This window comes from Propionicimonas sp., from assembly GCF_034927565.1.
GTDB lineage: Bacteria > Actinomycetota > Actinomycetes > Propionibacteriales > Propionibacteriaceae > Propionicimonas.
Genome location: NZ_JAYFPT010000003.1, coordinates 1 through 13662 on the forward strand (window position 1 = coordinate 1; position 13662 = coordinate 13662).

The following is a 13662-nucleotide window of genomic DNA, read 5'->3' on the forward strand; positions in this document are numbered from 1 at the left end:
CGCCGTGCTCGGCTTCCTCGGCCTGGTGCTCGCCCTGCGGCTGGTGATCAGGCTGTTCATCCCGGACCGTCGCGACTCCTGAACCGGCCGCCAGGCCTTTCACCCGGCCCGGTACGCTGCCGTCCATGTCTTGCCCGGTCATCATCGACACCGACACTGCCCAGGACGACTGCGTCACCATTCTGTGGGGCCTGCTCGATCCGGCAGCCGACCTGCGGGCCATCACCATGGTGGCCGGCAATGTCAGCTTCGAGCAGCAGGTCGCCAACGCCCATCTCACCCTCAACGTTGCCGGACGGCTCGGCGAGGTGCCGATCCACGCCGGCTGCCGGCAGCCCATGCTGCGGGAGTGGGCCTCGGCCGAGGACGTCCACGGGGACGGCTCCGGCGGACTGCGGATGGACCTCTCGCAGACCGCGCTCGACCCCGAGCACGGCGTCGACGCCCTGCTGCGGATCACCGCCGAGGCTCCCGGACAGGTGCACATCGTCGCGATCGGCCCGCTGACCAACATCGCCACCGCCTGCGTGCTCGACCGCGGCTTTGCCAAGCGGGTGAGAAGCCTGTCGATCATGGGCGGCTCGATCAACGGCCACGGGAACATCACCGCCGCCGCCGAGTACAACATCTACGTCGATCCGGAGGCCGCCCAGATCGTGCTGACGGCGGGGTTCGAGGATCTGCGGCTGCTCACCTGGGATCCGGTCACCCTGCGCGACGCCACCATCAACCGTGCCGGGTACGACCGGCTGGCAGCGATCGGCACCCCGCTGGCGAGGTTCTTCAAGGCGGTCTGCGACACCACCTTGGACTTCAACGAGGAGGTGGGGGTGGATGGCTCCACCCATCCCGACTCGATGACCCTGGCCACCCTGCTGCATCCCGAACTGGTGCAGCGCCAGGCGGCGTACCGGGTGGACGTGGAGACCGCCTCCCCCCTTACCCGCGGGGCGACGGTGATGGCCTGGCCCAAGTTCGGACTGGAGCCCAACGCGACCGTCTACCAGGCGGTCGACGGGCCGGGCTTCTTCGCCCTGCTGGAGGACTTCCTGCGGGTGGAGACCGCGCCGAACCTGCCGATTGCCGGTCTGTAGGTCAGGACGCGAGGTCTGCCTGCCAGGCCTCAGCGTGCCAGCTGCGCAGTGTCTCCAGGGCGTGCTCGCAGATCCGGCGGGCCGAACTGATCGAGGTGTCGAGCTCGGCGGCAAGGTCGCGATAGCTGTGGCACCTGCCGTCCGCGAACCCGAACCTCAGCCGCAGTGCCTCACGCTCCTGCCCGGGCAGCCGGGCCAGATCAGCGGCAATCCGGTCGGCGTCGACCCCGGTGTCGAAGTCCTGGCTGCTCCCCTCGTCCGCCCACCGGGCCACGGCTGCCTGGTCGAGCGAGGCCTGGACACGGTGGCCGAGCAGCCGGCGGGTCCGTTCCACCGAGGTTCCCAGAGCATCGGCGACCTCGGCGAGGGACACCTCCCGTCCCCGCTCCTGGCCGAGGGTGTCGGCCAGCAACTGCGCCCGGCGCAGTTCGACCGCGCGACGGGACGGGATGCCCAGCCGGCCGTCCCGGGAGCTGGTGACCTCCACCAGGTGTTGCCACACCACCGATGTGGCGTAGGTGCTGAACCGGCCACGGGTGTGGTCGTAGCCCTGCACGGCGCGAGCCAGCGCGAGGAAGCCCTCCTGGAAGAGTTCGTCGGCCTCCACCCCGCCGTGCCCTTCCGCCCGGCGGACCAGGTTCCCGACCAGCCGCAGGTTGACGAGCAGGAAATGTTGCCAGGCCTGCTGGCCCTCGGCGACCAGCGCCTGCAGCTCGGCCAGGCTCGCCCCGACCGGACCGGTGTTGTCGGCGAGCGCGGCGCCGGCCAGGACGCCGGCCTCGATGGTGCGGGCGAGCCGGGACTCCTCCTGCGCGGTGAACAACGGTGGCAGATCGGGAAAGCGGTGCATCGCCACAGACTGGTCGGGAGTGTTGCCACCAGGCCAGAGGTCACCGGTCGATTGACAACACTTCGACAGCACCCGGCTCCGACAGCGCCCGGTTACAGCGCCGGCCCGGTTGCCAGGCCCAGCAACTGCTTGCGCCGGGACTCGAGCTCGATCAGGGTCTGGAACATTTTCTGGTGGGCGGCCGGGTCGTCCACCGGGTTGGTGCGCTGCAGCCGCGACTTCAAGGCGGCGATCCGTCGTGCGGTGGCCTGCAGCCGCACTCCGGCGGCGTACTCGGCGGCATAACCGGCAGTCGGTTCCCGCAGCACCGGCTCGACCGCCAGGGTGACGACCAGCTGGGCCAGGACGGGATCGAGTTCGCCGGCCAGCTGCTGGGCCCAGTCGCCGGTGCGGTCGGTGACCGCCCCGATCCGTTCGAACAACGCCCGGTAGGCGGGGTGCGCGAAATCGTCGGCGACCAGGTCGTTGAGCGTGGCGGTGAAGATCTCCGGCGCGCGGAGCAGCAACCGCAGCGTGCCGCGCTCGGCCTCAAGCCCCCGGTCGCGCGGGTCGGGGATCGGCAGCGCGGTCGGTGCCACCGGCTCCGGTCTGGGCTCGACCGGACGGGACGGCCGGGCTCCGGCATGCACCCGCTTCACCTCGGCACGCACCTCGTCCGGGTTCATCCCCAGCATCCCGGCCAGTTCGCGGACGTAGCCAGAGACCAGGGAGGCGTCCCGGATGCTGCTGACCAGCGGAGCGGCGGCACGCAGCGCGGCGACCCGTCCTTCCACGCGGTCGAGGTCGAAGCCGGCAATGGTGTTGCGCATCACGAACTGGTACAGCGGCACCCGGCGGGCCACCAGTTCGCGCACCGCCGCGTCGCCGTGCTGGATCCGCAGGTCGCAGGGGTCGAGCCCGGTCGGTTCGACGGCAACATAGGTCTGGGAGCTGAAATGCTGGTCGCCCTTGAACACCTTCAGCGCGGCGGCCTGTCCGGCCGCGTCGCCGTCGAAGGTGAAGATCACCTCGCCGGACTGCACTCCCTGGGTGTCGATCAACCGGGCGAGCATCCGGGCGTGGTCGTCGCCGAAGGCGGTACCGCAGGAAGCCACCGCGGTGTCCACCCCGGCCAGGTGGGCGGCCATCACATCGGTGTAGCCCTCCACCACCACCGCCTGGCCCTTCTTGGCGATCGAGCCGCGCGCCAGATCCAGCCCGTACAGCACCGAGGACTTCTTGTAGACCGGCGTCTCGGGGGTGTTGAGATATTTGGCCGGCATCCGGTCGTCGTCGAACAACCGCCGAGCGCCGAACCCCAGCACAGAGCGGCCGGCGTCCCGGATCGGCCACAGCACCCGGCCCTGGAAGAAGTCCCAGCCGCTGTCGCGGACCAGCCCGGCCCGTACCAGTTCGGCGTCGGAGAAGCCCTTCGCCTTCAGATGGCTGCCCAGGGATTTGCCACCGCGGGGTGCGAAGCCGATGCCGAAGTGAGTGGCCGCGTCCTCGTCGAACCCCCGTCCGGCCAGGAACTGCCGACCCGGGAGACCCTCGGGTGCCCGCAGTTGTTCGGCGAAGAACTCCGCGGCGATCCGGTTCGCCTCCAGGATGCGCAGTCGCAGCCCCGGTTCGGGACGGTTCGGACCGCCCTCGGCGTAGCGCAACTGCACGCCGGCCCGGTCGGCGAGCCACTCCACCGCCTCGACGAAGGTGACGTTCTGGATCTTCTGGACGAAGCTGATCACGTCCCCGCCCTCCCCACAGCCGAAGCAGTGGAAGAAGCCCCTGGCCGGGGTGACCCGAAAACTCGGGGTCTTCTCCTCGTGGAAGGGGCACAACCCGGTCAGCGAACCGCCACCGGCCGGACGCAGGGTCACGTAGGCGCCGACGACCTCGTCGATCCGGGAACGCTCCCGGACGGTCGTCAGGTCCTCCTCGTTGATCAGCCCGGCCACGGCCATGAGTCTATGCGCCCGCGCCCCCCGTTCCGGGGCGGTGGCCGGATGCCGGGGTGGCAGCCAGCCGATTCGCGCTCAGGCGTCCCGGCCGATCCCCTTCGGCAGCTTGTCCGGATCCCAGTCGAGCAGGGTGATCGCCTGTTCGAAGGCAAACCGGTCGGTCATCCCCCCGACGTAGGTCACGGCGGCGTGCACCCGGCCCTGGTCGTCCAGGTCGGGCGCGCCGAGATCGGACGGCAGCCCGTCCGGATGGCTGATGTAGTGGTCGACCAGCGCATGCAGCACCGCAATCACCGCCCGGGACTGCGCGACCGCGTCCGGCCGGGTGTAGATCCGTTCGTAGTTGAAGGCCCGCAGTGCGGCCAGCGCCCCGGCCTGGACGGGCGGCATGCCCACCCGTCCGGTGGCGGCGGTGGCCCGGATCACCGAACGGACGAAGCAGCTGAGCTGTTCGCGGCGGCTGCGCCCGGCCACCTCGACCACCTCGGACGGCAGGTCGTCGGGGTCGATGATCTGGGCACTGGCGGCGTCCTCGACGTCGTGGGCGCAGTAGGCGATCCGGTCGGCCCAGCTCACGATCTCGCCCTCGACGGTGGCGGGGGCAGGCCTGGACCAGGAATGGTTGCGCACCCCGTCCAGGGTCTCGGCGCACAGGTTCAGCGAGGTGAGCACCACGTCCGCACCCCAGGGGCCGTGGTCATAGCCACCCGGCAGGAAGGCGTCGAAGGCGTCCTCGCTGGCGTGGCCACCGGGGCCGTGGCCGCAGTCATGGCCCAGCGCAATCGCCTCGGCCAGGGTGACGTTCGCGCCGATCCCGCGGGCGATCGAGGTGGCAACCTGGGCCACCTCAAGGGCGTGGGTGAGCCGGGTGCGCTGGTGGTCGGACGGGAACACCACCACCTGAGTCTTGCCGGCAAGCCGGCGGAAGGCCGTGGAATGGACGATCCGGTCGCGGTCGCGCTCGAAACAGGTGCGTTCGGCGTCCGGCTCCTCGGGGATCGCCCGGTTGCCGGCACCGCGTGCCCGGGCAGCACCGGGACGCAGCCGCTCGGCCTCGATCGCCTCCCGCTGCTCGCGTCCGATCGGTGGCGCGGGCTCGATCGCCGTGGTGGAGTCGGCGTGTGCGCGCACCAGTCCGGCATCGGCGTGCCCGGCCATGGTTCCGGCCCAGGCGGCGGCCCTCGGGGTCAATTCGGCCATGACCCCCATCTTGGCATCCGCCGCGAGTGGTGCACGCCGTCCCAACGCCACGGGCGACGATAGGCTGGGGTGCATGTCGAACGACTATCCGGGTAAGTACACCCCGCCCACCAGCCCGACGCCTCAGCAGCCCTCGGACGGTGGGACCGGGCAGTACCCGACCACGCCGTCCTACCCGCAGTCGAGTCCCTACCCCCAGGGCCAGCAGAACCCGCAGGGCGCGCAGTACCCGCAAGGCCAGCAGAACCCGCAGTACCCCCAAGGCGCGCAGTACCCCCAGAGCCAGCAGTACCTCCAGGGCGCGCAGTACCCGCCGGCCAATCCCTACCAGCAACCCGGTCAGTACCGGCAGCAGCAGCCGCAGGGTCACCAGCCCTGGGGCGCGGCGCCCACGCCGTACCCGACCACGCCGTACTCCCAGTCCTCGGTGTACGCCCCCGCCCCGGCCACGCCGAGGCCACCCATGCTCGGCATCGTCGGCCTCGGCCTGGTTGCCCTCGGGCTGATCGCCGGTATTGCCCTGTCGATCGCGATGGGGCCGACCTTCGGATCGATCATGACCTTCGTGCCGCCGGGCGCCAGCCAGGCCGAGATCGAGCAGATCCTCCAGACGCTCCCCGAGGAACAACTCCAGGCCATCGGGATGGCGGTCTCCGGTCCGCTGACCGGGATCGTGCTGGCCAGCCTTGCCGGCACCGTCGGCTGGATCATCTCCATCGTCGCCGCCGCCACCAAGCGCGGACGCGGCTGGGGCATCGCCGGCATCGTGCTGGGCGTGCTGGCGCCAGTGGTGATCATCCTCGCGATCGGCTTCGCCGCCGCAGCAGCGATCTCCTGAAAGAGCCGGGTACAGCTAGCCGCCGGAGGCGTCCGACTCCGCCGAGCTGAGGTCCTCGTCGCCCAGTTCGACCGAATCCAGCCAGCCGTAGGGCAACACCACCTTGTCGCGTGGGGTTCCCTGGCGTCCCCGCGGGCTGGCCAGCTCGGTGACCGGGAAGGGCTGGGCCGGGTCGAGACGATCCAGCAGCTCGGACAGGTCAGCCAGGGACGAGACCATCGCCAGGCTGCGTCGCAGGTCGCCGCCGACGCCGAAGCCCTTGAAGTACCAGGCCATGTGCTTGCGCAGGTCGGTCAGGCCGTGCCGCTCACCGTACAGCTCGGCCAGCAGTTCGGCGTGCCGGCGAACCATGGCCGTCACCTCGCCGAGGGTGGGCAGCGTCTGCGTGTCACGTCCGGCGAAGGCGTCGGCCAGGTCGCGGAACAGCCAGGGACGCCCCAGGCAGCCTCGTCCGATCACCACCCCGGCGCACCCGGTCTGCCGCACCATGGCCAGCGCGTCCGAGGCCTCCCAGATGTCGCCGTTGCCGAGGACGGGTATGTCGACCGCGTCGACCAGGGCGGCGATCGTCTCCCAGGCGGCCTGGCCGGAGTAGGCCTGCTTGACGGTGCGGGCGTGCAGGGAGATCGCGGCACAGCCGGCGTCGGAGGCGATCCGTCCGGCGTCCAGATAGGTCAGGTGATCGTCGTCGATGCCCAGCCGGGTCTTGATCGTGACCGGGACACCGTAGGGTTCCGCAGCCCGCACCGTCGCCGTGAGGATCGCCGCCAGCCGGTCGCGTTTCCAGGGCAGTGCTCCCCCACCACCCCGGCGGGTGACCTTGGGCACCGGGCAGCCGAAGTTGAGGTCGATGTGGTTGACCCCGAACTCCTCGCACAGGACGGTCGCCGCCTTCGCCATCACCTGCGGGTCGACCCCATACAACTGGACGGAACGCACCGTCTCTCCAGGGTCGAACCGCAGCATGGCGAAGGTCTTCGGGTTCCGCTCCACGATCCCGCGAGAGGTGATCATCTCGCAGACGAAGAGGCCGGGAGAGCCGTGACTCTCGCCGAGCAGGCCTGCGCGCGGGGAGGACGCCGACCCGCGCGTGGCCTGCTCACGGCAGAGTTGCCGGTAGGCAGCGTTGGTGATGCCGGCCATCGGGGCCAGCACCACCGCAGTGGCGATGTCCAGAGTCCCCAGCCGCAGCGGCGTTGGCACCGCTGTCGTCGCGGCGGGCGTTCCGGTCTTCACAGTGCTCCTTGGAGATTGGGCTGACCCAGCGAGGATAGTTGCTCGACCCAGCAGCCTCTCGCGCCTCCCCGACACACCCTGTGACTGAACCCCCGACCACGGCAGCACCGTCACAGCCTGTCGCCGAGACAACACCCCGAAGCCCCTCCACCGAAGCAAGCTGTGGCTGAACCCCCAAGTACGGACGTTCAGCCACAGCTTGTGGGGACGTGGGCGCGGGCGCCAGCGGCGCGTTCTTGACGCAGGGCGCCAGCGGGAGCGTCCTCAGACGCCGATCAGGCGCTGGGCGAGGTAGTCCTTCACCTGGTCAAGGGCCACTCGTTCCTGGCTCATGGAGTCACGGTCACGGATCGTGACGGCCTGGTCGTCCAGGGTGTCGAAGTCGACGGTGATGCAGTACGGGGTGCCGATCTCGTCCTGGCGGCGGTAGCGGCGGCCGATCGCCTGAGCGTCGTCGAACTCGATATTCCAGTACTGCCGCAGTTCGGCGGCCAGATCACGGGCCTTGGGCGAGAGCTGCTCATTGCGCGACAGCGGCAGCACAGCGGCCTTCACCGGGGCCAGCCGCGGATCGAGTCTGAGCACCGTTCGGGTATCCATGCCGCCCTTGGTGTTCGGCGCGGAGTCCTCGGTGTAGGCCTCCACCAGGAAGGCCATCAGCGACCGGGTGAGACCCGCCGCCGGCTCGATCACGTAGGGCAGGTAGCGCTCACCGGTGGCCTGCTCGAAGTAGGACAGGTCCTGTCCGGAGTGCTTGGAGTGGGTCCCGAGATCGAAGTCGGTGCGGTTGGCGATCCCCTCCAGCTCACCCCAGCCGTCACCGCCGGTGAAGCCGAAGTTGTACTCGATGTCGACGGTCCGTTTGGAGTAGTGGGACAGCTTCTCCTTGGGGTGCTCGTAGTGCCGCAGGTTCTCCGGCTTGATGCCCAGCCCGACGTACCAGTCGGTGCGGGTGTCGATCCAGTGCTGGTGCCATTCCTCGTCCGTCCCGGGCTTGACGAAGAACTCCATCTCCATCTGCTCGAACTCCCGGGTCCGGAAGATGAAGTTGCCCGGGGTGATCTCGTTGCGGAAGCTCTTGCCGGTCTGGCCGATCCCGAACGGCACCTTCATCCGCGAGGTGTTCTCGACGTTCTTGAAGTTGATGAAGATACCCTGGGCGGTCTCCGGGCGCAGGTAGTGCAGACCGGACTCGTCCTCGATCACGCCGAGGTAGGTCTTCAGCATCATGTTGAAGTCGCGCGGGGCGGTGAACTGGCCAAGGTTGCCGCACTCGGGACAGTTGATCTCCTCCAGCCCGGTGGGCTTGCGTCCCTTCTTGTACTCGAAGTTCTCCTCGAGTTGGTCGGCGCGGAAGCGCTTGTGACAGTTGAGGCACTCGGTCAGCGGGTCGGAGAAGACACCCACGTGACCGGAGGCCACCCAGGTCTGCCGCGGCAGAATGATGGACGAATCCAGCCCCACCACGTCGTCGCGGCCCTGCACCACCTGACGCCACCACTGGCGCTTGATGTTCTCCTTCAGTTCCACACCGTAGGGGCCGTAGTCCCAGGCGGCACGGGTGCCGCCGTAGATCTCGCCGCACGGATAGACGAACCCGCGGCGTTTGGTGAGGGTGATGACATTGTCCAGGCGGCTGGCCACGTGTGCTCCTTGTCGCACGGCGTTGCCCGGCTGGCAACGCACAAACTCGGCCTAGCGTAGCCGGGATCGCACGACTTCCGCCCGTCGCGCCCGATCAGTCGCGGAACCTCGGCAGGTTCTCCCCCACCTCGTCGGCGGTGGCGTACGCGCTGGGCTCGTCGATCGCCTCGCTGAGCAGCGGGACGAGCACCAGCTTGGCCTCATAGCCGTTGAAGCTGCGCCGGTAGGAGCCGACATCGACCCAGCGGGAGGTGATGGTCCACAGCTCCGGATCGTCCAGGTTCCGCAGCAGGTCGACCTGTTCACATCCCGGACAGGACGCGAAGTACGCTACCGCTGTCCGGGCGCGCTCAGCGAACCCGGCGGTGGCTTCCTCCTGGACCCGGAATCTACTGATGGCGAGCACGCGTTTACCCTACCGGGACGGGTCGGCCCACAGGGGCACCGCATCGGACGCCCGGTACCCACATCGCACCCGGGGAGGAGCCGGATGACCGATTCGACCACCACCTCCACGACGCAGGGCCCGCCACGCCGCGACCTGGCCGACCTGTTGTCGTCTTCACCGGTGATGAGGTTCATGCGGACGGAGTCCGGCAGCGCCGGGCTGTTGGTCGCAGCCACCCTGATCGCCCTGATCTGGGCGAACTCGCCGTGGTCGGGGATCTACCACGACCTGCTGGAGACCCCGGTCAGCCTGCTGGCCGGCGACATCGGCGTGAGTATGAGCCTGCACCACTGGATCAACGACGGGCTGATGGTGGTCTTCTTCTTCGTCATCGGCATGGAGGTGCGGCACGAGTTCTCCGTCGGTGAACTCACCGAGCGCCGCCAGATCGTGGTGCCGCTGATCGCCGGTGTCGGCGGCATGATCGTCCCGGCGGCCATCTACCTCGCCCTGAACCACACCGGCGAAGCCGCGCATGGCTGGGGTGCGGTGATCGGCACCGACACCGCCTTCCTGCTCGGCGTCCTGGCGCTGGTCGGGCCGACCGTCTCCACACAGCTGCGGGTGTTCCTGCTCACCCTCACGGTGATCGACGACATCGTCGCCGTGAGCGTGATCGGCATCGCCTACACCGACCACCTCAACCTGGCACCCCTGATCGTGGCGGCGGTCGCCCTCGCCGGACTGGTCGTCCTCGACCGGCTGGATGTCTGGCGGGCCTCGCCCTACCTGGCGCTGGTGGCGTTGGCGTGGTTGTCCACCCTCGACTCGGGCGTGCACGCCTCCATCGCCGGGATGCTCGCCGGGCTGCTGATCCCCGCCTCCGAGCCCAGCCGCGCCCGGGTGGAGGCCGCAGCAACCGGGTTCCGGGCCTTCCGGCAGTCCCCGCTGCCCAGCGTCCAACGGGCCACCCGTGACCTGCTGAACCGCACGATCAGCGTGAACGAGCGGCTGCAGGAGGCCCTCCACGGCTGCACGAGCTACGTCGTGGTGCCAGTCTTCGCCCTCGCCAACGCGGGGGTCGATCTGCGTGGCGGCGTGCTGGGGGAGGCCTTGGGGTCACCGGTCACCTGGGGTGTCGCCGGCGGCCTGGTCCTCGGCAAGCTGATCGGCATCGGGACGGGGGCGCTGAGCGCGGTGCGCCTCGGGCTGGGCAAGCTCCCGCAAGGGGTCGGCAGCGGGCATGTGCTGGCCGGTGGAGCCTTGTCGGGGATCGGCTTCACCGTGGCACTGCTGATCATCGAACTCGCCTTCGATGACCCGGCCCTGCGCGACCAGGCGACCGTCGGTGTTCTGCTCTCGGTGGTGCTGGCCACCGGTCTGGGCTGGGCGCTGTTCGCCATCGCGGCGAGGTTCTTCGGGCAACGGGACGCCGAACGCCCGCGGTTCCTCAGCGAACCCGTGGACCCGGGCCGGGACCACATCTACGGCCACTCCTCCGCCGAGTTCACTCTCGTGGAGTACCTCGACTTCGAGTGCCCCTTCTGTGCCCAAACCACCGGTGTGACCAGGGATGTCTGCGACCACTTCGGGGACCGTATCCGCTATGTCCCGCGGCACTTCCCACTGACCGACATCCATCCCCACGCCGACCTCGCCGCGATCGCCGCCGAGGCAGCCGCAAAGCAGGGCACGTACTGGGAGATGCACAACCTGCTGTTCGCCCACCAGGACGAACTCGAACTCGAAGACCTGGTCGGCTACGCCGGGCAACTCGGCCTGGACACCGAGCGCTTCCTCCGCGACCTGCAGGACGATCGGGTCGCCCGCCGGGTGCGCCGGGATGTCGCCAGCGGCATCGCCAGCGGGGTTCGCAGCACTCCGACCTTCTTCATCGGCAACCAGCGCCATGTCGGCCCCTATGACGCCCAGAGCCTGATCGCCGCGCTCGAATACAACGCCAGCCACCCCGACGCCGTGAACACCTACGAGGACGAGGACTGATCCCGGCTACCGCTCGACATGGCTCAGCGAGCGCAGCCCGCGGTCCAGGTGCCAGGCGACGAAGGCCGCCACCAGCCCGCTGCCCTGCCGCACCGTGGACTCGTCGGCAGCCCGGGTGGCCGGCCAGTCGCCGGTGAGCAGGGCACTGAGATAGCCGACGGTGCCCGGCGCCGGGCGGGTCGAACCCGGCGGACGGCAGGCCCGGCAGACCATCCCGCCCATCGCCGGGCTGAACGCCCCGTGCGGTCCGGGCGCCCCGCAGCGCGCGCAGGCGTCCAGGCTGGGCGCGTAGCCGGCCAGCGCCACCGACCGCAGCAGGTAGGAGTCCATCACCATCACGCCCGGACGGGGGCCGTCCGCTGTGCCGCTGGTCAGCGCGTGCAGCGCCCCGACCAGCAGTTGGTACTGCTGCAGTGCCGGCTCGCCCTCCTCGGTGACCAGCCGGTCAGCGGTCTCGATCATCACCTGCCCGGTGGTGTAACGCTCGTAGTCGTGCGACAGCGGCTCGGAGTAGGGATGCAGGGTGACCGCCTGGGTGATCACGTCCAGCGACCGGCCGGTGGCGAACTGCAGGTCGACATGGCTGAACGGTTCGAGCCGGGCCCCGAACTTGGACGAGGTGCGCCGCACCCCGCGCGCCACCGCCCGCACCTTGCCGTGCTGCCGTGAGAGCATGGTGATGATCCGGTCGGCCTCGCCCAGTTTGTGGGTGCGCAGCACGACCGCCTCGTCACGATAGGTAGGCACGCCGCCATTGTCTCCCAGGAGCACTAGGATTCCTCGCAGGCTGCCACCAAGGAAGGATCAACGATGACCACCGGCCCCTCGGACACCACCATCCGCGACGCCATTGAGAGCGGAAACACCGCGCTGGGGATCGAACTGGGCTCGACCCGGATCAAGGCGGTGCTGATCGGACCGGATGCCTCGCCGATCGCCACCGGCAGCCACGACTGGGACAACCAATTCGTCGACCGGGTCTGGACCTACTCCCTGGATGCTGTCTGGGACGGGCTGCGCGCCTGCTACGCCGCGCTGGCCGCCGACGTCCAGGCTCGCCACGGCCTCACCCTGCAGACCGTCGGAGCACTCGGTATCTCGGCGATGATGCACGGCTACCTCGCCTTCGACGCCGACGATCAGTTACTGGTCCCCTTCCGCACCTGGCGCAACACCATCACCGGCCCGGCCGCTGCCGAACTCTCCACGCTGTTCGGGCACAACATCCCGCAACGCTGGAGCGTCGCCCACCTCTACCAGGCGATCCTGAACGGTGAGCCGCATGTGCCGTCCCTGGCACACATCAACACCCTCGCGGGCTACGTCCACTGGCAACTCACCGGCGAGAAGGTGCTGGGGGTCGGCGACGCCTCGGGCATGTTCCCGATCGACATCGCCACCGGCAGCTGGAACGCGACCATGCTCGACCAGTTCGGAGACCTGGTCGCCGACCGCAGCCTGCCCTGGACGCTGGCCGGCCTGCTGCCCACCGTCCGGGCTGCCGGCCAGGAGGCTGGCCGGTTGACCGAGGCCGGGGCGAGGCTGCTCGATCCGACCGGCACGCTGCAGCCCGGCATCGCGTTGTGCCCACCCGAGGGCGACGCCGGCACCGGCATGGTGGCGACCAACTCGGTCTCCCCGCGCACCGGCAACGTCTCGGCCGGCACCTCGATCTTCGCGATGGTGGTGCTGGAGGGCGAGCTGAAGAAACAGCACGCCGAGTTGGATCTGGTGACCACCCCGGCCGGAGACCTGGTCGCGATGGTGCACTGCAACAACGGCGCCAGCGAACTCAACGCCTGGGCAGGGCTGTTCGGCGAGTTCGCCACTGCCCTGGGAGCCTCGGCCGATTCCCAGACGGTGTTCGAGACCCTGTTCCGCGCCTCCCTGGCCGGTGACCCGGACGCGGGCGGACTGCTGGCGTACAACTACCTGTCCGGGGAGCACATCACCGGGTTCGAGGAGGGCCGGCCGCTGTTCGTCCGCACCCCGGATTCCCGACTGTCGTTGGCGAACTTCATGCGGGCCCAGCTGTTCGCCTCGCTGGCCACCCTGCGGATCGGGATGGACGTGCTGCTGCAGCAGGAGAAGGTGCAACTCGACACCATGTTCGCCCACGGCGGGCTGTTCAAGACCAAGGGCGTGGCCCAGCGCTACCTGGCCGCAGCGATCGACGCCCCGGTCTCGGTCGGCGATATTGCCGGCGAGGGCGGCGCCTGGGGCATTGCCCTGCTGGCTGGCTTCGCCAAGGACGGACAACCCGGCCAGCGGTTGGGCGACTACCTGGCCAGCGAGGTCTTCGCCACCGCCGGGCTGGAGTCGATCTCCCCCGATCCGGCCGACGTGGCCGGCTTCGAGGCGTTCATGCAGCGCTACACCGCCGGCTCGGCGGTCGAGCGGGCCGCGGTCGACAGCCTCTGACCAGACTGCTCCCAACGAGTCTGCGCCTGACCCGTCTGCGCCCGACGAGA

At 69.5% G+C, this 13662-nt stretch carries 11 protein-coding genes; 4 read left to right on the forward strand and 7 right to left on the reverse strand.

All coding sequences use genetic code 11. The annotated features are described in order from the left end of the window. Positions 1–125: 125 nt before the first annotated feature. Positions 126–1094 carry a nucleoside hydrolase gene (locus VB080_RS00650; RefSeq protein WP_323416481.1) on the forward strand — a complete coding sequence of 323 codons (969 nt, stop codon included), beginning with the start codon at positions 126–128 and terminating at the stop codon, positions 1092–1094. Between the two features lies 1 nt (position 1095). On the opposite strand, the gene VB080_RS00655 is transcribed toward VB080_RS00650, so the two are convergent. The 3 genes from VB080_RS00655 to VB080_RS00665 all read right to left on the reverse strand — a co-directional run bounded on the left by VB080_RS00655 (position 1096) and on the right by VB080_RS00665 (position 5081). Continuing rightward, a complete protein-coding gene (locus tag VB080_RS00655) occupies positions 1096–1944 on the reverse strand; it encodes a sigma-70 family RNA polymerase sigma factor (protein ID WP_323416482.1) in 849 nt (282 codons plus the stop codon). A gap of 92 nt (positions 1945–2036) precedes the next feature. Continuing rightward, positions 2037–3884 carry a DNA primase gene (gene dnaG, locus VB080_RS00660; protein WP_323416483.1) on the reverse strand — a complete coding sequence of 616 codons (1848 nt, stop codon included), beginning with the start codon at positions 3882–3884 and terminating at the stop codon, positions 2037–2039. 72 nt (positions 3885–3956) lie between these two features. Next, positions 3957–5081, reverse strand: coding sequence for an HD domain-containing protein (locus VB080_RS00665; protein WP_323416484.1), 1125 nt, complete (start codon positions 5079–5081; stop codon positions 3957–3959). Between the two features lie 73 nt (positions 5082–5154). Here VB080_RS00665 and VB080_RS00670 point away from each other — a divergent pair, with 73 nt between their 5' ends. After that, positions 5155–5919 (forward strand): hypothetical protein, encoded by a 765-nt coding sequence (locus VB080_RS00670; RefSeq protein ID WP_323416485.1) that lies wholly within the window; start codon positions 5155–5157, stop codon positions 5917–5919. Between the two features lie 15 nt (positions 5920–5934). Here the strand turns inward: VB080_RS00670 and dusB are convergent, their stop codons facing one another. The 3 genes from dusB to VB080_RS00685 form a co-directional block, all read right to left on the reverse strand. Then, the gene (gene dusB, locus VB080_RS00675) at positions 5935–7155 is read right to left on the reverse strand and encodes a tRNA dihydrouridine synthase DusB (RefSeq protein WP_323416486.1); all 1221 of its coding nucleotides are present in this window, start codon (positions 7153–7155) and stop codon (positions 5935–5937) included. A 264-nt stretch (positions 7156–7419) separates the two neighbouring features. Further along, on the reverse strand, positions 7420–8817 hold the full coding sequence (locus tag VB080_RS00680) for a glycine--tRNA ligase (protein WP_416339571.1): 1398 nt from the start codon (positions 8815–8817) through the stop codon (positions 7420–7422). Between the two features lie 76 nt (positions 8818–8893). Next, positions 8894–9205, reverse strand: a complete 312-nt coding sequence (locus VB080_RS00685; RefSeq protein ID WP_323416488.1) for an antibiotic biosynthesis monooxygenase family protein — start codon at positions 9203–9205, stop codon at positions 8894–8896. Between the two features lie 84 nt (positions 9206–9289). Here VB080_RS00685 and nhaA point away from each other — a divergent pair, with 84 nt between their 5' ends. After that, positions 9290–11191, forward strand: a complete 1902-nt coding sequence (nhaA, locus tag VB080_RS00690) for a Na+/H+ antiporter NhaA (protein WP_323416489.1) — start codon at positions 9290–9292, stop codon at positions 11189–11191. A gap of 6 nt (positions 11192–11197) precedes the next feature. Here nhaA and recO read toward each other — a convergent pair whose 3' ends face one another. Then, positions 11198–11938, reverse strand: a complete 741-nt coding sequence (gene recO, locus VB080_RS00695; protein ID WP_323416490.1) for a DNA repair protein RecO — start codon at positions 11936–11938, stop codon at positions 11198–11200. Between the two features lie 63 nt (positions 11939–12001). Here recO and VB080_RS00700 point away from each other — a divergent pair, with 63 nt between their 5' ends. Next, positions 12002–13612 (forward strand): FGGY-family carbohydrate kinase, encoded by a 1611-nt coding sequence (locus VB080_RS00700; RefSeq protein WP_323416491.1) that lies wholly within the window; start codon positions 12002–12004, stop codon positions 13610–13612. Positions 13613–13662: the final 50 nt, after the last annotated feature.